The 17346-nt window shown below is 74.1% G+C and carries 17 protein-coding genes and 1 riboswitch; of the genes, 7 read left to right on the top strand and 10 right to left on the bottom strand.

Annotated features, from left to right (window positions below):
* Nucleotides 1–17: 17 nt before the first annotated feature.
* Nucleotides 18–923, bottom strand: coding sequence for a hypothetical protein (locus ACF9IK_RS26095; RefSeq protein ID WP_395296527.1), 906 nt, complete (start codon nt 921–923; stop codon nt 18–20).
* An 86-nt stretch (nt 924–1009) separates the two neighbouring features.
* On the bottom strand, nt 1010–1924 hold the full coding sequence (gene metF, locus ACF9IK_RS26090; RefSeq protein WP_395296526.1) for a methylenetetrahydrofolate reductase [NAD(P)H]: 915 nt from the start codon (nt 1922–1924) through the stop codon (nt 1010–1012).
* Between the two features lie 241 nt (nt 1925–2165).
* Here metF and ACF9IK_RS26085 point away from each other — a divergent pair, with 241 nt between their 5' ends.
* Nucleotides 2166–3272: a polyprenyl synthetase family protein gene (locus ACF9IK_RS26085; RefSeq protein ID WP_395296525.1), complete on the top strand. Its 1107-nt coding sequence runs from the start codon at nt 2166–2168 to the stop codon at nt 3270–3272.
* A 36-nt stretch (nt 3273–3308) separates the two neighbouring features.
* Here ACF9IK_RS26085 and thiE read toward each other — a convergent pair whose 3' ends face one another.
* From thiE to ACF9IK_RS26070, 3 genes are all read right to left on the bottom strand, one after another.
* The gene (gene thiE, locus ACF9IK_RS26080) at nt 3309–3968 is read right to left on the bottom strand and encodes a thiamine phosphate synthase (RefSeq protein ID WP_395296524.1); all 660 of its coding nucleotides are present in this window, start codon (nt 3966–3968) and stop codon (nt 3309–3311) included.
* Complete coding sequence (locus tag ACF9IK_RS26075) at nt 3965–4330, bottom strand: Rv2175c family DNA-binding protein (protein ID WP_395296523.1); 366 nt, start codon at nt 4328–4330, stop codon at nt 3965–3967. Before ACF9IK_RS26075 ends, thiE begins: the two co-directional genes overlap by 4 nt.
* 63 nt (nt 4331–4393) lie before the next feature.
* Nucleotides 4394–5599 carry an NAD(P)/FAD-dependent oxidoreductase gene (locus tag ACF9IK_RS26070; protein WP_395296522.1) on the bottom strand — a complete coding sequence of 402 codons (1206 nt, stop codon included), beginning with the start codon at nt 5597–5599 and terminating at the stop codon, nt 4394–4396.
* A gap of 84 nt (nt 5600–5683) precedes the next feature.
* Nucleotides 5684–5796, top strand: a riboswitch (TPP riboswitch).
* On the opposite strand from ACF9IK_RS26070, the gene thiO reads away from it, so the two are divergent.
* The 4 genes from thiO to pknB all read left to right on the top strand — a co-directional run bounded on the left by thiO (nt 5788) and on the right by pknB (nt 9949).
* Complete coding sequence (thiO, locus tag ACF9IK_RS26065) at nt 5788–6957, top strand: glycine oxidase ThiO (protein ID WP_395296521.1); 1170 nt, start codon at nt 5788–5790, stop codon at nt 6955–6957. (Overlaps the previous riboswitch by 9 nt.)
* Nucleotides 6954–7163, top strand: a complete 210-nt coding sequence (thiS, locus tag ACF9IK_RS26060) for a sulfur carrier protein ThiS (protein WP_395296520.1) — start codon at nt 6954–6956, stop codon at nt 7161–7163. Before thiO ends, thiS begins: the two co-directional genes overlap by 4 nt.
* Before the next feature lie 3 nt (nt 7164–7166).
* Entirely contained in the window at nt 7167–7982 is an 816-nt protein-coding gene (locus ACF9IK_RS26055; protein ID WP_395296519.1) for a thiazole synthase, read from the top strand.
* Between the two features lie 182 nt (nt 7983–8164).
* Nucleotides 8165–9949 (top strand): Stk1 family PASTA domain-containing Ser/Thr kinase, encoded by a 1785-nt coding sequence (pknB, locus tag ACF9IK_RS26050; protein ID WP_395296518.1) that lies wholly within the window; start codon nt 8165–8167, stop codon nt 9947–9949.
* A 10-nt stretch (nt 9950–9959) separates the two neighbouring features.
* Here pknB and ACF9IK_RS26045 read toward each other — a convergent pair whose 3' ends face one another.
* Nucleotides 9960–10589 (bottom strand): sulfite oxidase-like oxidoreductase, encoded by a 630-nt coding sequence (locus ACF9IK_RS26045; RefSeq protein ID WP_395296517.1) that lies wholly within the window; start codon nt 10587–10589, stop codon nt 9960–9962.
* Between the two features lie 218 nt (nt 10590–10807).
* Here ACF9IK_RS26045 and bfr point away from each other — a divergent pair, with 218 nt between their 5' ends.
* On the top strand, nt 10808–11287 hold the full coding sequence (bfr, locus tag ACF9IK_RS26040; protein WP_380318654.1) for a bacterioferritin: 480 nt from the start codon (nt 10808–10810) through the stop codon (nt 11285–11287).
* A 10-nt stretch (nt 11288–11297) separates the two neighbouring features.
* Here bfr and ACF9IK_RS26035 read toward each other — a convergent pair whose 3' ends face one another.
* Together ACF9IK_RS26035 and ACF9IK_RS26030 are read right to left on the bottom strand one after the other, a co-directional pair.
* Nucleotides 11298–11570 (bottom strand): (2Fe-2S)-binding protein, encoded by a 273-nt coding sequence (locus tag ACF9IK_RS26035; RefSeq protein WP_395296516.1) that lies wholly within the window; start codon nt 11568–11570, stop codon nt 11298–11300.
* Nucleotides 11571–11752: 182 nt separating this feature from the next.
* Nucleotides 11753–13090 carry a class II 3-deoxy-7-phosphoheptulonate synthase gene (locus ACF9IK_RS26030; protein ID WP_238740397.1) on the bottom strand — a complete coding sequence of 446 codons (1338 nt, stop codon included), beginning with the start codon at nt 13088–13090 and terminating at the stop codon, nt 11753–11755.
* A gap of 299 nt (nt 13091–13389) precedes the next feature.
* Between ACF9IK_RS26030 and ACF9IK_RS26025 the strand changes: the two genes are divergently transcribed.
* Entirely contained in the window at nt 13390–15348 is a 1959-nt protein-coding gene (locus ACF9IK_RS26025) for an anthranilate synthase family protein (RefSeq protein ID WP_395296515.1), read from the top strand.
* A gap of 33 nt (nt 15349–15381) precedes the next feature.
* On the opposite strand, the gene ACF9IK_RS26020 is transcribed toward ACF9IK_RS26025, so the two are convergent.
* A complete protein-coding gene (locus ACF9IK_RS26020) occupies nt 15382–16023 on the bottom strand; it encodes a response regulator (RefSeq protein ID WP_395298683.1) in 642 nt (213 codons plus the stop codon).
* A gap of 106 nt (nt 16024–16129) precedes the next feature.
* Nucleotides 16130–17323, bottom strand: coding sequence for a MacS family sensor histidine kinase (macS, locus tag ACF9IK_RS26015; RefSeq protein WP_395296514.1), 1194 nt, complete (start codon nt 17321–17323; stop codon nt 16130–16132).
* Between the last annotated feature and the right edge of the window lie 23 nt (nt 17324–17346).

Raw genomic sequence — 17346 nt, 5'->3', positions numbered from 1 at the left:
CGGACCCCGCGCGCGGGTCAGCCCTGCTGCTGCCAGGTGTTCGGCTGCTGGTAGCCGTAGTCGTACTGCGGCTGGTGCGGGACGCCCTGCTGCGGGTGCTGCGGGTCGGGCTGCTGGGGCTGCCACTGCTGCTGGTCGTAGCCGTACTGCTGGGCGGGCTGCTGCTGGTAGCCGCCGTACGGGTCCACCTGCTGCTGGTAGCCGCCGTACGGGTCCGGCTGGACGGGCTGCTGGTAACCGCCGTAGCCCTGGTCGTAGGCGAAGGCCGGCTGCTGCTGGGCGTGCCACTCCTGCTGGCCCTGCTGGTCCCAGACCTGCTGCTGGACCTGCTGGGCCGCGGGGTCGTAGCCGGACTGGTAGGCGTCCGCGTACGGGTCCGGCTGGTGCTGGACCTGGGCCTGGAGCAGGGTCTCGGCCTGCGCCTGCTGCTCGTAGTAGGCGGAGGAGTAGACGCCGTCCGCCGCGAGCTCCTGCATCTCGAAGGCGGCGGTCTGCTCGACGGCCGGGAGTTCCTCCTCGAACGGCTCGGGCTCCGGGGTCGACTCCACCTCGCTGACGGTGCCGATCCGCTCCACCGCCACCGCGGTGGCCGCGACCGCCGCGCCGCCGGTCAGTGCGCCGAGCAGCGGCACCTTGGCGAGCGGGCCGGGCAGGCTGCCGTCCGCCGCCCGCAGCGACCAGCCGGTCGCGTGGCCGCGCTTCACGGAGAGGGTGACGAAGGTCTGACCGACCGCGAACAGCGCGGCACCCGCGCCGATCACCACCACGGAGCCCAGCGCCATGCCGCCGACCACGCCGAGGAAGCCGACCAGGGCCAGTCCGCGCCAGTGCAGCGGAGCCCGGTTCTGCAGCAGCAGCTCGGCCACCAGCCAGAGCGCCACCACCGCCAACGCGGCGTACAGCAGCAGGTACCCGATGCCCATCCGCCCGCTACCTCCAGTCGCGTGCCCGCGCGCGCCGCGCGTGTGCGGCGACTGTACCCGTTCAACGGCCGGGAACGCGGGGCAGGTCAACGCCGGTGCAGGCCCAGGTTCTGGTAGATCTCCAGCGTCGCGGTCGAGTGGTTCAGCGTGATGAAGTGCAGGCCCGGGGCACCCTCCGCGAGCAACCGCTCGGACATCGCGGTGGCGTGCTCCATGCCGATTTCGCGCAGCGCCGCCGGGTCGTCGATCGCGGCCCGCAGCCGGGCCTCCAGCTCGGCCGGGAAGGCCGAGCCGCTCAGCTGCGGGAAGCGCTCCAGCTGCTTGGCGTTGGTGACCGGCATGATCTCCGGGATGATCGGCACGTGGCAGCCCGCCGCGGTGACCCTGTCGCGCAGCCGCAGGTAGTCGTCGACCTCGAAGAACATCTGGGTGATCGCGTAGTCGGCGCCGGACCGGATCTTGGCCACGAAGTGCCGGATGTCGTCGTCCCAGTCGGTCGAACGCGGGTGCATGTTCGGCGAGGCCGCGACACCCACGCAGAAGTCGCCGATCCCCTTGATCAGCTCCACCAGCTCGTACGCGTAGGTGACGCCCTCCGGGTGCTTGACCCACTCGCCCATCGGGTCGCCGGGCGGGTCGCCCCGTACCGCGAGGACGTTGCGCACACCCTGGTCGGCGTACTGGCCGATGATGTTGCGCAGCTCGGCGACCGAGTGGTCGACCGCGGTCAGGTGCGCGACGGGCGTCAGCGTGGTCTCGGTGGCGATCCGGCCGACCATGTTGACGGTGCGCTCGCGCGAGGAGCCGCCGGCCCCGTACGTCATGCAGACGAAGTTGGGGTCGAGCGGTTCGAGCCTGCGGATGGCGTCCCAGAGGCGCTGTTCGCCGACCTCGGTACGCGGGGGCATGAACTCGAAGGAGAAGGACCGCTTGCCGGCCGCCAGAAGCTCGCGGACCGTCAACGCGCGGTCAGTTCTGGTGGAAGCGATGCCGAGTGCCATGCTGGCAGGTTAACCACCGGTCGCAGGGCCCGGACAACTCGATCCCAGTAATTGAGACAAGCGGTGGACGCCGTTCCGCATACGCCCGGAGGCCGTCCGGGCCGGCTCGGGAACGGGGCGGACCCGCCCGTCGGGCCGGACCGGGCCCGGGCGGATCCACCCGGCGGGCGCTGGTCCGTACGGGTGTTCCCGGTCGCCCGGCTAGGCTTGCTGCACCTCAGCGAAACTCCGGAGCCTCATCGTGACCTCGTCCAGCAACCGGCCGGCCAACCCCATTGACGTGGAGGACGTGCGCGAGCGCGTCAACGCCGCCCTGGCCGGCTTCATGGACGGCCAGTCGGCCCTGCTCGGCAAGATCTCGCCCCAGCTGGCCCCCGCGACCGAGGCACTGCGCGACTTCCTGCTCGACGGCGGCAAGCGGCTGCGCCCGGCGTTCTGCTACTGGGGCTGGCGCGGGGCGGGCGGCCCGGCGGCCGGCGAGGGCATCGCCAACGCGGCGGCGGCCCTGGAGCTGCTGCAGGCCAGCGCGCTCGTCCACGACGACCTGATGGACCGCAGCGACACCCGGCGCGGTCTGCCCTCGGTGCACCGCCGCTTCGAGGCGCTGCACCGCGCGCACGGCTGGCGCGGCGACCGCGAGCAGTACGGCGCCTCGGCCGCGGTGCTGCTCGGCGACCTGCTGCTGATCTGGTGCGACGAACTGTTCCTGCGCTCCGGTCTGGACCCGGCCGCGGTGCTGGCCGCCAAGCCGATGTTCGACCTGATGCGCACCGAGGTCATGGTCGGCCAGTACCTGGACGTGCTGGAGCCGGTCGCCGGCGACTCCACCGACGGGGGCGCGCTGGAGCGGGCGCAGACGGTGCTGCACTTCAAGTCGGCCAAGTACACCATCGAGCGGCCGTTGCAGGTCGGCGCGCTGCTCGCGGGCGCCCCGACCGGACTGGTCGAGGCGTACGGGGCGTTCGGCCTGCCGCTGGGCGAGGCGTTCCAGCTCCGGGACGACCTGCTGGGCGTCTTCGGCGACCCGGCGGTCACCGGCAAGCCGGCCGGTGACGACCTGCGCGAGGGCAAGCGGACCCTGCTGGTCGCCCACGCGATGCGCGACCTTCCGGCCGCCGACGCCCGTCACCTGGACGACCGGCTCGGCGCGCCGGACCTCGCACCCGACGAGGTGGCCCGGCTGCGCGGCCTGATCGAGCGCAGCGGCGCGCCCGAGCGGGTGGAGCAGCGGATCACCGAGCTGATGCGCCAGTCGCTCGCCGCGCTGGAGGCGGCGCCGCTCGCCGACGAGCGGGCCCGCGAGGTGCTGCTGGCGCTGGCGGAGGCCGCCACCGTCCGCAAGTACTGAGACGTACCGGCCGGGACGGCGGCGGCCCCCGGCCGGTCAGGCGCGCAGGCGCCGGACGAGCTCGGCGGCGGCGGCCTGCGGGTCGTCCGCGGCGGTGATCGCGCGGACCACCACGATCCTGCGGGCGCCGGCGGCCAGCACCTCGTCCAGGTTGCCCAGGTCGATGCCGCCGATGGCGAACCACGGCCGGTCGGTGGGCTGCTTCGCGGCGTACCCGACCAGGCCGAGGCCCGGCGCGTGGCGGCCCGGCTTGGTCGGCGTGGGCCAGACCGGGCCGGTGCAGAAGTAGTCCACGCCCTGCTCGGCGATCGCCGCGTCCACCTCGGACTCGGCGTGGCACGAGCGGCCGATGATCACGTCCTCGCCGAGGACGGCGCGGGCGGCCGGCACCGGCAGGTCGTCCTGGCCCAGGTGCAGCACGTCCGGGCGGGCGGCGTGCGCGACGTCGGCCCGGTCGTTGACGGCGAGCAGCTTGCCGTGGCGACGGCAGGCGTCGGCGAACACCTCCAGCGCGGCCAGCTCCTGCCTGGCCTCCAGGCCCTTGTCGCGGAGCTGGACGATGTCCACCCCGCCGGCCAGCGCGGCGTCCAGGAACTCCGCGAGGTCGCCCTGCTCGCGGCGGGCGTCGGTGCAGAGGTAGAGCCGGGCGTCGGCGAGCCGCTCGCGGGCCGCCGCGCCGGGCGTCGCGGTGGTCACAGCGCCATCGCCTGGGCGCGGCGCTTCACCTCGGTCGCGCGGTTCTCCCAGAGCGCCTGGACCGGGGTGCCGGGCAGCGACGGGTCCTCGGTGAACATCCACTCCAGGATCTCCTCGTCGCTGAACCCGCTGTCGCGCAGCACGGTCACCGTGCCGACCAGGTGCTTGACCGGGCCGGCGTCGTCGATGAAGGCGGCCGGGACCTGCAGCGACCTGTTGGGGCCGCGGCGCACCGCGATGAGGTCACCCTTCTTGACCATGTTGCGGACCTCGGTGACCACGACGCCCCACCGCTCGGAGATGTCGGGCAGGTACAGCCACTCGGGGACCAGGGACTCAATCTTGGCTTCGATCTCACTCACGGCACCAGACTGCCACCTCCGCGGCCCCCGGCGCACCAACCGGCCGCTCGCGCGGGCCGGGCCCTACCCCGCGACGGCCGCCTTCAGCGGCACCGAAGGGTCCGCCGCCCGGACCGGATCCAGCACCGCGCCGCGCTCGACCAGCCGGCGGGCCTGCGTGAGGTCGCGCGGGCGGTCCACCGTGAGCACGGCCCGCAGCGCGCCGTCGCGCAGCCAGAGCACCGCCCAGGTCGGGTCCTGCGGCGAGCCGCGCCGGACCTGCTCGTCCCCCGCGCCGTGCCGGCCGACGTACTGCACCATCCGGCCGAACTGCTCCGACCAGAAGTACGGCACCGGGTCGTAGGGCGCGTCCGCACCGAGCACCGAGGCGGCCGCGGCCTGGCCGGACTGCAGCGCGTGGTCCCAGTGCTGGACGGTCAGCCGGGCGCCGGTGCGGGCGGACGGGTAGTTCGCGCAGTCGCCGGCCGCGAAGACGCCAGGCAGGCTGGTGCGCAGCCGGTCGTCCACGACGACGGCACCGGCGGCGTCCAGCTCGACGCCCGAGCCGGCCAGCCAGTCGGTCGCCGGGCGGACGCCGATGCCGACCACCACCTCGTCGGCCGGCAGGTGCGAGCCGTCCGCCAGCAGCACCGCGCCGGGCTCGACCGCCGCGACGGCGGCGTCGCAGCGCAGCTCCACCCCGGCCTCGGCGTACCAGGCGGCCATCTCCCGGCCGACCTCGGTCGGCAGCGCGCCGGGGACCGGCGCCGGGCCCGCCTCCACCACGGTGACCCGGCAGTCGGCCGCGCGGGCCGCGGTGGCCACCTCGGCGCCGATCCAGCCGGCACCGACCAGCACCAGCCGCAGGCCCGGGCGGAACAGGGCCCGCAGCGCCAGCGCGTCGTCCAGGGTGTGCAGCAGGTGCGCGCGCTCGGCGCCCGGCAGCACCCGAGGAGCGGCGCCGGTGGCGATCACCAGCGCGCCGTACGGCAGGTCGCCGCCGTCGGTGTGCAGCACGCCCGGGGTCAGCCCGGTGGCTCGGCAGCCGGCGAGCACCTCGATGCCGAGGTGCGGGAAGTCGATGTCCAGCGGGGTGGCGTCGGCCTTGCCCAGCAGGACCTCCTTCGAGAGCGGCGGCCGGTCGTACGGTGCGTGCGGCTCCTCGCCCACCAGTACGATCCGCCCACGCCAGCCGCCGCGCCGCAGCCCGGAAGCGCAATGCGCCCCGGCCAGCCCGGCCCCGACCACGACCACCTGATCCGTTCCGCTCAGATCTGCCACGCCCGTCACTGTACTGGCGTTCGGTGCGGGTACCGGGCCCGTCCCACCCCTCGTACGCGCCTTCAGCCGTGACCAGGCCCGGAGTTAAGGTGGGGGCACCATCGCGGGAGCCCGGCGTACCGGGCTGAGAGGCGGGCTGGCACGGCCCGCGACCGTCCGAACCTGATCCGGGTCATACCGGCGAAGGGAGAGCGACTTTGACACGCTCGGCAGCGGGTACCCATGCCGACGTCCTGGTGATCGGCGGCGGCGTCATCGGCCTCGCCGTCGCATGGCGGGCGGCACAGCGCGGGGTCGGGCGCGTGCACGTGGTCGACCCGGACCCCGGGGGCGGCGCCGCCCGGGTCGCGGCCGGCATGCTCGCCCCGGTCACCGAACTCCAGTACGGCGAGGAGCCGTTGTTGCGTCTCGGGATGGCCTCGAACGAGCGGTACGCCGACTTCGCGGCCGAGCTCGCCGAGGCGGGCGGCGGCGCGGACACCGGCTACCGGCGCTGCGGCACGCTGGCCGTCGCGCTCGACTCCGACGACCGCGCGGAGCTGCGCGAGCTGCACGCCTTCCACCAGCGGCTCGGCCTGGACTCGCAGTGGCTGACCGGGCGGGAGGCCCGCAAGCTGGAGCCGATGCTGGCGCCCGGCGTCCGCGGCGGCCTGCACGTCGCCGACGACCACCAGGTGGACGGCCGCCGGCTGCTGAGCGCGCTGCTGCGGGCCTGCGAGGCCGCGGGCGTCGTCGTGCACCGCGCCGAGGCGGTCGAGCTGCTGGTCGAGCACGACCGGGCGGTCGGCGCCCGGCTGGCCGCCGGGGAGGTGGTGGCGGCCGGGCGGACCGTGCTCGCCGCCGGCCCGCACAGCCACCGGCTGCCCGGCCTGCCCCCTGGCGTGCTGCCCGCGATCCGCCCGGTGAAGGGCCAGATCCTGCGGCTGCGCATCCCCGGGCCGTACCGGCCGTTCCTGTCCCGCAACGTCCGCGCGGTGGTGCGCGGGCAGCACCTCTACCTGGTCCCGCGCGAGAACGGCGAGCTGGTGATCGGCGCGACCAGCGAGGAGCAGGGCTACGACACCACCGTCACCGCCGGCGGCGTCTACGAACTGCTGCGCGACGCCCACGACCTGGTCCCCGGGATCACCGAGCTGCCGCTGGTGGAGACCTCCGCCGGACTCCGCCCGGGCTCGCCGGACAACGCGCCGCTGCTCGGGCCGACCGCCCTGCCGGGCCTGGTCGCCGCGACCGGTCACTACCGCAACGGCGTGCTGCTCACCCCGGTGACCGCCGACCTGCTCGCCGAGTACCTGGCCACCGGCACCGTCCCGGCCATCGGCGAGCCCTTCTCCCCCACTCGCTTCACCACGAAGGTCCCCGCATGAGCGACATCCCCCTCACCGTCAACGGCCGGCCGCGCGAGGTGCCCGCCGCGACCACGCTCGCCGAAGTGGTGGCCACCCTGAGCAAGGCCCACTCCGGCGTCGCCGCTGCGCTCAACGAGGCCGTGGTGCCACGCAGTTCGTGGCCGGACACCCTGCTCTCGGCGGGCGACCGGATCGAGATCCTCACCGCCGTCCAGGGGGGCTGACCGATGGCCGACACCACACTCGACGACAAGGACGTCCTCACCATCGCCGGGACGGCCTTCGGCTCCCGCCTGATCATGGGCACCGGCGGTGCCCCCAGTCTGGAGGTGCTGGAGCAGGCACTGCGGATCTCCGGCACCGAGCTGACCACCGTGGCGATGCGGCGGGTCGATCCCGGCACCCAGGGCTCCGTCCTGGACGTACTGACCCGCAACGGCATCCGGGTGCTGCCCAACACGGCCGGCTGCTTCACCGCCGGCGAGGCCGTGCTGACGGCCCGGCTGGCCCGCGAGGCGCTCGGCACCGACTGGGTGAAGCTGGAGGTCATCGCCGACGAGCGGACCCTGCTGCCGGACCCCATCGAGCTGCTCGACGCCGCCGAGACGCTGGTCGACGACGGCTTCACCGTGCTGCCCTACACCAACGACGACCCGGTGCTGGCCCGGAAGCTGGAGGACGTCGGCTGCGCGGCGGTCATGCCGCTGGGCTCGCCGATCGGCTCCGGTCTGGGCATCCGCAACCCGCACAACTTCCAGCTGATCGTGGAGAGCGCCGGCGTCCCGGTCATCCTGGACGCGGGTGCCGGCACCGCCTCGGACGTCGCGCTGGCGATGGAGCTCGGCTGCTCCGCCGTCATGCTCGCCTCGGCGGTGACCCGCGCCCAGGACCCGGCGCTGATGGCCGAGGCGATGCGACACGCCACCGAGGCCGGCCGGCTCGCCCGCCGGGCCGGCCGCATCCCGCGCCGCTTCCACGCCGAGGCCTCCTCGGCGATGGCCGGCCGGGCCGACCTGGACACCCGCGAGCGCCCGGCGTTCTGACCGAGCCGGGGCCCGCGGCGGGGGCGCGCTCCCACCGCGGACACCCGGCCGCCGGTCCGGCGGAGGCCGGCCGCCCAGGGCGGGCGCGCGCGGCACCGGCGCACTGTCACAGCCCGGCCACGAAGCCCGGCGCGCACCCCGGGGGCGGTGCCGCGCCCGGGCCCCGCCACTAGACTCGCCGGGTGGACAAGGCGGACATGGCACTGCACGACCCCCTGATCGGATCCCTCCTCGACGGCCGCTACCGGGTCGAGCAGCGCATCGCGTCCGGCGGGATGTCCACCGTCTACAAGGGCACCGACACCCGGCTCGACCGGGTGGTCGCGCTCAAGGTGATGCACCCGTCACTGGCCGGCGACGCGGGCTTCACCGGCCGGTTCATCCGCGAGGCCAAGGCGGTCGCCCGCCTCGCGCACCCCAACGTGGTCAACGTCTTCGACCAGGGCGCCGACGGCGGCGCCGTCTTCCTCGCCATGGAGTACGTGCCCGGCCGCACCCTGCGCGACCTGCTGCGCGACCGCGGCGCGCTGTCCATCCGGGCAGCGCTGGACGTCCTGGAGCCGGTGCTGGCCGCGCTCGGGGCCGCCCACCGGGCCGGACTGGTCCACCGCGACGTCAAGCCGGAGAACGTGCTGATCACCGACGGCGGCCTGGTCAAGGTCGCCGACTTCGGCCTGGTCCGGGTGCTCGACGCGGGCGACGGCACGGCGGCGTCGGGCACCGCCACCACCGGCACCCTGCTCGGCACCGTCTCCTACCTGGCCCCCGAGCAGATCCGCCCCGGCGCCGGGACCGACCAGCGGGTCGACGTCTACGCGGCCGGCATCCTGCTCTACGAGATGCTCACCGGCCACCGCCCGCACACCGGCGAGAACCCGGTCCAGGTCATGTACCGCCACCTGCACGAGGACGTCCCCGCACCGTCGCTCACCGTGCCGAACATCGTCCCCGGGCTGGACGCGATAGTGGCCGCCGCGTGCTCTCGCGACCCGCAGGCCCGCCCGTACGACGCGGTCGAGCTGCTGGCCGCCCTCCAGCGGGTGCGCCGCACGCTCACCCCTGCCCAGCTGGACGCCGAGCCGCCGGCCTCCACCCGGCCCAGCCCGCAGTACCCGACCAGCGAGCCGACTTCGGTGATCCAGCCCGCCGCACCCGCGCCGCCGGTCGAGCGGACCAGCGTGCTGGACGTCCCGCCGGAGGTGATGGAGCAGCTGCTCGCCGAGCCGCGCCCCTACGACGAGCCGCCCCCGCCGGCCCGCACCCCGCGGCCGGGCCGGCTGCGCCGCCTCCCCCGCAGGCCGCTGATCTGGACCTCCGTGCTGACCGCCCTGGTGCTGCTGGTCGGCGGCGCCACGTACGCGCTCTCCTCGGCGCTGTACACGACGGTGCCGAGCGTACTCGGCAAGGACCGGGCGGAGGCGCAGCGGATCCTGGACGGCGCGGGCATGCACGGGCGGTTCACCGAGGTCTACAGCGAGACCGTCCCGGCCGGGCAGGTCATCTCCACCGACCCGGGGGTCGGCGCCCGGGCCCGCAAGAGCGACGCGGTCGGCGTCACCGTCTCCCGGGGCCCGAAGCGGATCGCCGTGCCCGAGCTGGCCGGAAAGCCGGCCGACCAGGCCGCCGCCGCGCTGGCCGGCGCCCAGCTGGCGCGCGGCGGGGTGACCGAGACGTACGACGACGCGGTCGCCGAGGGCGCGGTGATCAGCAGTTCTCCGGCGGCGGGGCAGCAGGTGCCGGAGAACACGCCGGTCTCGCTGGTGGTCAGCAAGGGCATGGTGCCGGTCCCGGACGTGACCGGGATGTCCAAGGACGACGCCGCGCGGACGCTGCAGGCCGCCGGGTTCGTGATGCAGAGCAGCGGGGTCAACCTCTTCGGCACCGGCAAGGTGTCCAGCCAGTCCCCCGCCGCCGGCGAGCGCCGCGCGCAGCGCACCGTGGTGACGGTCACCTTCCCGTTCCTGTAGTGGCCCGGGGCTAGCGCAGCGGGCCGTCCCCGGGCTCCTCCTGGTAGGAGTAGCGCTGCTCACGCCACGGGTCGGCGAGGTTGTGGTAGCCGCGCTCCTCCCAGAAGCCGCGCCGGTCGGCCCGCATGTACTCGACCGCCCGCACCCACTTGGGGCCCTTCCACGCGTAGAGGTGCGGCACGACCAGGCGGACCGGGAAGCCGTGCTCGGCGCTCAGCGGCTCGCCGTTGCGGTGGGTGGCGAAGACGGCCGACGGGTCGGCGAAGTCGGCCAGCCGCAGGTTGGCGCTGTAGCCGTACTCGGCCCAGACCATCACATGGGTGACGCCCGGCGCCGGCGGCACCCGCTCCAGCACCTCGGACGCCGGCACACCCGTCCAGTCGTTGCCGAGCAGCGAGAACCGGGTGACGCAGTGCAGGTCGCCGCGGACGGTGGTGCGCGGCAGGGCGGTGAAACCGGCGAAGTCCCAGCTGTGCTTCTCCGCCGAGGCGGTCGCGCCGAACACCTGGAAGTCCCAGGTCAGCGGCTTGAAGCGGGGCACCGGGCCGTAGTGCAGGGTCGGCCATCCGCGCTGTCGGCGCTGGCCCGGTGGGAGCCTGGGGTCAGACGACGGCAGCGGTTCTCGTTCGGACTGACCCATGGCTCCATGGTGACAGACGGCGGGCAACGCTCGGCGCGCGCCCCTTTCCAAAGCCGTGCGCCCGCCCGTACGGGCCAAGGAACGAGCCAAATCGGATATTCCGACACATGTCCTAGTGAGTGTGAACTTACTGGAACTTCCTCCCATTGCGGTGCCAGGATGCGTGCAGCCGGGAGGTACGGCCGAGGATCTGGACGCACAGCAGGAAGGCAGCCGCCATGAAGGGCGACGCAGAGGTCATCGAATTCCTCAACGAGCAGCTCACCGCCGAGCTGACCGCCATCAACCAGTACTTCCTGCACGCGAAGATGCAGGAGAACTTCGGCTGGACGAAGCTCGCCAAGTACACCCGGCACGAGTCGTTCGACGAGATGAAGCACGCCGAGACACTCACCGACCGGATCCTCTTCCTGGACGGGCTGCCCAACTACCAGCGGCTCTTCCACGTCCGGATCGGCCAGACCGTCAAGGAGATGTTCGAGGCGGACCGCCAGATCGAGGTCGAGGCGATCGACCGGCTCAAGCGCGGGATCGTGGTGATGCGGGCCAAGAACGACGTCACCTCGGCCAACATCTTCGAGGACATCCTGGCGGACGAGGAGCACCACATCGACTACCTCGACACCCAGCTGGAGCTGCTGGAGAAGCTCGGGGAGGCGCTCTACCTGGCCCAGCTGATCGAGCAGCCGGAGTCCTGAGCCGCTCCGCTCAGGCCGCGCGCAGCGGGGCGGGCGGGGCCGACGGGACTGCTTCCGACGGCGCGGCCTCCGGGTCGGCGAGCCCCAGCCTCGCGGCGAGCCGGGCGGTCGGACACGGCCGCGCGCCGTGCTCGCCCAGCAGGGCCTGTATCCGGCGGACGCAGGAGCCGCAGTCGGTGCCGGCCCGGCAGCCCTTGGCGATCTGGCGCGGGGTGTCGGCCCCCGCGTCGATCGCCTTCTTCACCTGGTCCTCGGTGACCGCATGACACATGCACACGTACATCGCGGTCTCTCCCGGGTGGTGCGGGCCTCTTCGGCCTGGAACGATCTTGACTAAGGCTTGCCTTAGCTCACTAAGCCTCACCTTACCCAATGGGCCGGGCCTGAAAAAGCCCCTCCGGCCTCGGATGTCCCGAGACCGGAGAGGCTTCGCTCACATCCGCTCGTCCGAGCGGGCGCCGTCGCTCAGTGGCCGCCGCGGTACATCTCGGCCACCAGGAACGCCAGGTCCAGCGACTGGCTGCGGTTGAGCCGCGGGTCGCAGGCCGTCTCGTAGCGCTGGTGCAGGTCGTCGACCAGCACCTCGTCGCCACCGCCCACGCACTCGGTGACGTCGTCACCGGTCAGCTCCACGTGGATGCCGCCCGGGTGGGTGCCGAGGGCGCGGTGCACCTCGAAGAAGCCCTTGACCTCGTCGAGCACGTCGTCGAAGCGGCGGGTCTTGTGGCCGCTGGAGGCCTCGAAGGTGTTGCCGTGCATCGGGTCGCAGATCCAGACCGGCTGCGCGCCCGAGGCGGTGACCTTCTCCACCAGGGTGGGCAGGTGGTCGCGGATCTTGCCGGCACCCATCCGGGTGATGAAGGTGAGCCGACCGGGCTCGCGCTCCGGGTCCAGCTTCTCGATCAGGGTGAGCGCCTCGTCGACCGTGGTGGTCGGGCCGAGCTTCACACCGATCGGGTTGCGGATCCGGGAGGCGAACTCGATGTGCGCGTGGTCCAGCTGCCGGGTGCGCTCACCGATCCAGACCATGTGGCCGGAGACGTCGTACAGCTCGCCGGTGCGCGAGTCCACACGGGTCAGCGCGGTCTCGTAGTCCAGGACCAGCGCCTCGTGCGAAGAGTAGAACTCGACGGTCTTGAACTCCTCCGGCGCGACACCGCAGGCGTTCATGAAGGCGAGCGCGTTGTCGATCTCGCGGGCCAGCTGCTCGTAGCGCTGGCCGGCCGGCGAGTTGCGCACGAAGTCCTGGTTCCAGGCGTGCACCTGGCGCAGGTCCGCGTAACCGCCGGTGGTGAAGGCGCGCACCAGGTTGAGCGTCGCGGCGGACGCGTTGTACATCCGCTTCAGGCGCTCCGGGTCCGGGATGCGCGACTCCGGGGTGAACTCGAAGCCGTTCACCGAGTCGCCCCGGTAGACCGGCAGGGTCACGCCGTCGCGGGTCTCGGTCGACTTGGAGCGGGGCTTGGAGTACTGCCCGGCGATCCGGCCGACCTTCACCACGGGCACGGAGGCGGCGTACGTCAGCACGGCCGCCATCTGCAGCAGGGTCTTCAGCTTGTTCCGGATGTGCTCGGCCGAGACGCCGTCGAAGGCCTCGGCGCAGTCGCCGCCCTGAAGCAGGAACGCCTCACCACGCGCCACGGCGCCGAGCCGGGCGCGCAGCTGGTCACACTCGCCGGCGAAGACGAGCGGCGGATACGAGGCGAGCTCGGCAAGGGTCTTGCGCAGAGCCTCTTGGTCCGGCCATTCAGGCTGCTGCGCCGCGGGCAGGGACTGCCAGGGGTGGGGATTCGTCACGGTCACACGGCAAGGCTACGGGGTGCGACAACCGATTTGTGACCGTTGCCCGAGGGGTGAGACACGTCGCGGACATTCGCGTGACCGGCCTCACCCGTCCGCCGCATCGGCTAGTCTCGACGCATGAACGCGCCGCACACCTGCTTCTGCTGGTGGGCCGACCCCTTGGGCGGCCCCCTCCTCGCGCGTTCCTAGACGAACACGACGGCCGCCCCCCGGGGCGGCCGTCGACGTTTCACCGGACGGCCCTCCCGGGAGCGGAACCCAGCACCGCCCCCCGCCCTCCACCCGGAAGGAAGCCGCACGTGACCACCGCCGCCGACCTGCTCGCCCGCCTCACCGGCCCGGACGCACCCGCCTTCGCCCTGCTGCACCGCCGCACGCCCCGGCTCGCGCCGGACACCGTCGAGGTGCTGCTGGGCACCGTCGGCGACTACGAGCACCTGGCCGACCTGCCGGTCCGCGAGGGCGTCCCCGCCGACGGCCCGGTGCACGACCTGCTCGCCCTCGTCCCGTTCCGCCAGCTCCGCGAGCGCGGCTTCGAGGTGCACGACGACGCCACCCCGCTGCGGGCCCTCTCGGTGGCCGAGCAGTACGCCGTCCCGCTGGCCGAGCTCGCCCCGCTGCTCCCGCGGGTGCCGGTCCCGCTCGCCGGCGGTTCGTTCGACATCGACGACCAGGAGTACGCCGCGATCGTCCGGCGGGTGATCGAGGACGAGATCGGCCGTGGCGAGGGCGCCAACTTCGTGATCCGGCGCGACTTCACCGCCACCCTGGGGGCCGGCGGCGGAGCCGCCGGCGGACACTGCTCGCCGGAGCTCGCGCTCTCGCTCTTCCGCCGGCTGCTGGAGCAGGAGCGTGGCGCCTACTGGACCTTCCTGGTGCACACCGGCGACCGCGTCCTGGTCGGCGCCTCCCCCGAGGTGCACGTGCGCCAGAGCGGCGGGACCGTCGTGATGAACCCGATCTCCGGCACCTACCGCTATCCGGCCGGCGGCGCCGACCTCGACTCGCTGCTCGCCTTCCTGCACGACCCCAAGGAGCTGGAGGAGCTCACCATGGTGGTCGACGAGGAGCTCAAGATGATGTGCACCGTCGGCGACCTCGGCGGCCAGGTGCTCGGCCCGCGGCTGAAGGAGATGTCCCACCTCGCGCACACCGAGTACGAGCTGCGCGGACGCACCTCGCTGGACGTCCGCGCGGTGCTGAAGGAGACCATGTTCGCCGCCACCGTCACCGGCAGCCCGGTGCAGAACGCGGCCAGGGTGATCAGCCGGTACGAGCGCGGCGGGCGCGGCTACTACGCCGGTGCGCTGGCCCTGATCGGCCGCTCCGCCAGCGGCGGTCAGCTGCTCGACTCGCCGATCTGCATCCGGGCCGCCGACATCGACCCGGCCACCGGCCGGCTGGTGGTCCGGGTCGGCGCGACCCTGGTGCGGCACTCGGACCCCGCCTCCGAGGTGGCCGAGACCCACGCCAAGGCCGCCGGTGTGCTCACCGCGATCGGCGCCCGCCCGGCGCCCGCCCGGGTACCGGGCCCGGTCGGCCCGCGGCTCGCCGACGACCACCGCGTCCAGGCCGCCCTGGACGCGCGGCGCGCCGGCCTGGCCCCGTTCTGGCTGCGGATGCAGGAGCCGGCCGTGGCCACCCTGGCCGAGCCGACCCTGGTGGTGGACGGCGAGGACACCTTCACCGCGATGCTCTCCCACCTGCTGACCTCGCTCGGCCACCGGGTCGGCGTGGTCCGCTACGACGAGCCCGGCCTGCGTGCGAAGGTCTCCGCCCACCGCGGCCCGCTGGTGCTCGGCCCCGGTCCGGGCGACCCGGCGGCCGCCGACGACGGCAAGATGGCCGTGCTCCGCCCGGTCGTCGCCGACGCGCTGGCGGCCGCCCGGGGCGGCACCCGGACCGCGCCGCTGCTCGCCGTCTGCCTGAGCCACCAGCTGCTCGCGGACGCGCTCGGGCTGCCGCTGGCCCGCAAGGCCGTCCCGTTCCAGGGCGCACAGGAGGTGATCGACCTCTTCGGCACCCGGCGCACGGTCGGCTTCTACAACACCTTCACCGCCCGCGCCTCGGACGAGGACGCCGCCCGGCTCGCCGCCGAGGGGGTCGAGCTCTCCCGCGACCCGCTGACCGGCGACGTCCACGCACTGCGCGGCCCCGGCTTCGCCGGGCTGCAGTTCCACCCGGAGTCCGTGCTCACCCGCAACGGTGTGGACATCGTCGCCGGCCTCCTGCGGGAGGCCGCCGCCGTCCGCGGCTGAGGGGGTCGGGCGGGGCGCGCCGTGCGCGCCCCGCTAGATCCCGTCGTCCAGGCCCTGCTCGATCGCGTACCGGACCAGCTCGACCCGGTTGTGCAGCTGGAGCTTGCCCAGGGTGTTCTGGACGTGGTTCTGCACCGTACGGTGCGACAGCACCAGCCGGTCGGCGATCTGACGGTAGGACAGGCCCTTGGCGACCAGCCGCAGCACCTCGGTCTCCCGGGCGGTCAGCTTCGGCACCGCGGGCGCGGTGGGCGCGGCGGGCTCGGCGGCCAGCCGGCGGAACTCGCCGAGCACCAGCCCGGCCAGGCCGGGGGTGAACACCGCGTCGCCTACGGCGGTCCGGCGCACCGCGTCCAGCAGTTCCTCCCGGCCGGCGGACTTCACCAGGTAGCCGGTCGCGCCGGACTTCACCGCCTCCAGCACGTCGGCGTGCTCGCCGCTCGCCGAGAGCACCAGGACGCGCACCGACGGGTCCTGGGCGACCACCTGGCGGCAGGCCTCGGCACCGGACAGCCCGGGGAGGTTGAGGTCCAGCACCACCACCTGCGGCGAGCAGGCCCGCGCCCGGCGGACCGCCTCCTCGCCGTCGCCGGCGGTGGCCACCACGTCCAGCCCGGCCTCGGCGAGGTCGCGCGAGACGGCGTCGCGCCACATCGGGTGGTCGTCCACGACCATCACCCGCACCGGCCGGTCGGCCCCCGGCTGCTCGGCCGTCGGCCGGCCGGTCGCCGCCCCGTCGGCGGTCGGACCGTCCGTGGTCGGCCCGCCGGTGCGCGGCCCGTCAGTGGTCGGCTGGTCGGTCATCGGAGCCCTTCCTGGGGACGCGGAGTTCGACCTCGACGCCCTCCCCGGGCGCCGAGTACAGCTCGGCCGTGCCGCCGAGGTCCAGCAGGCGGCCGCGGATCGACTGGGAGACGCCCAGCCGGCCGGCCCGCTCCGCCTCGCCCAGCCGGCCGGGGGCGAAGCCCGGGCCGTCGTCGCGGATGCTGACCGTGACGGCGTCCGGCTCGTCCTCGACCAGGATCCAGGCGCGCGCCCCGGCCCCGGCGTGCCGGCGGACGTTGTCCACCGCGGCACCGACCGCGGCGGCCAGCTCCCCCGCCGCAGCGGCCGGCAGCAGCACCGGGGTACCCGGCGCGGAGAGCGTGATCCGCTCGTCCGCGTAGGCGCCGAGCACGGTGCGCAGGTCCTGCGGCTCCAGCGGGGTGCGCTGGGCCGGCAGCGGGCCGCCGCTCATCAGCGCCCGCAGCGCGCGCTCCTGCTCGCCGGCCAGCCGGCCGAGCGCGGCGAAGTCCGCGTCGGGCTCGCCGCCGCGCCGCTGGACCAGCGCGAGCACCTGGAGCACGCCGTCGTGGATGTCCCGGGAGAGCCGCTCGCGCTCGCGGGTGGCGGCCTCCACCTGGAGCGCCCGGGTGAGCGTCGCCTCGCTGGCCCGGGCCAGTTCGATCACGTAGCCGATCGCGCAGCCGGCCACCATCAGCAGCACGATGTTGTGGATGTTGTCGCCGGTCGGGCCGCCGTGGCCGAGGATGTTCGCCACCCCGATCACCGAACCGGCCGCGGCCGCCCAGCGCCAGCCCCCCTTGCCCGCGAAGCCGAGCACGGTGCCGGCCGCCCAGATGGTGGGCAGGGTGGGCGCGCCGTGGCTGATCCGGTCGGGATCGTCGGTCAGACCGCTCATCACGATCCCGGTGACGGCGAGGGTGAGGTCGGTGCCCAGCACGTACCAGGTGCAGCGCTGCGGCCCCGCGAAGGCGCGGGTGCTGGCCAGCGTCCAGAGCGTCAGCGCGCCGAGGTAGATCCAGCCGGCGACGGGGTGACGGAAGGCCATGTAGGAGTCGAGGTAGCGCAGCACCGCATAGGCGAGCGCCAGGACCCGGAAGAACGAGATGGCCTGCCACAGCGGCAGCTCGACGGACATGCCGCCCGCCGCGACCGCCCCGCCGACCGCCCCGGTCCTGCCGCCGTCCGTCATCGCCCCTCCCCCGCCCGGGCCGG

The organism is Kitasatospora hibisci (genome assembly GCF_043950205.1).
Lineage (GTDB): Bacteria > Actinomycetota > Actinomycetes > Streptomycetales > Streptomycetaceae > Kitasatospora > Kitasatospora hibisci.
This window is presented reverse-complemented; position numbering and strand designations above follow the sequence as displayed.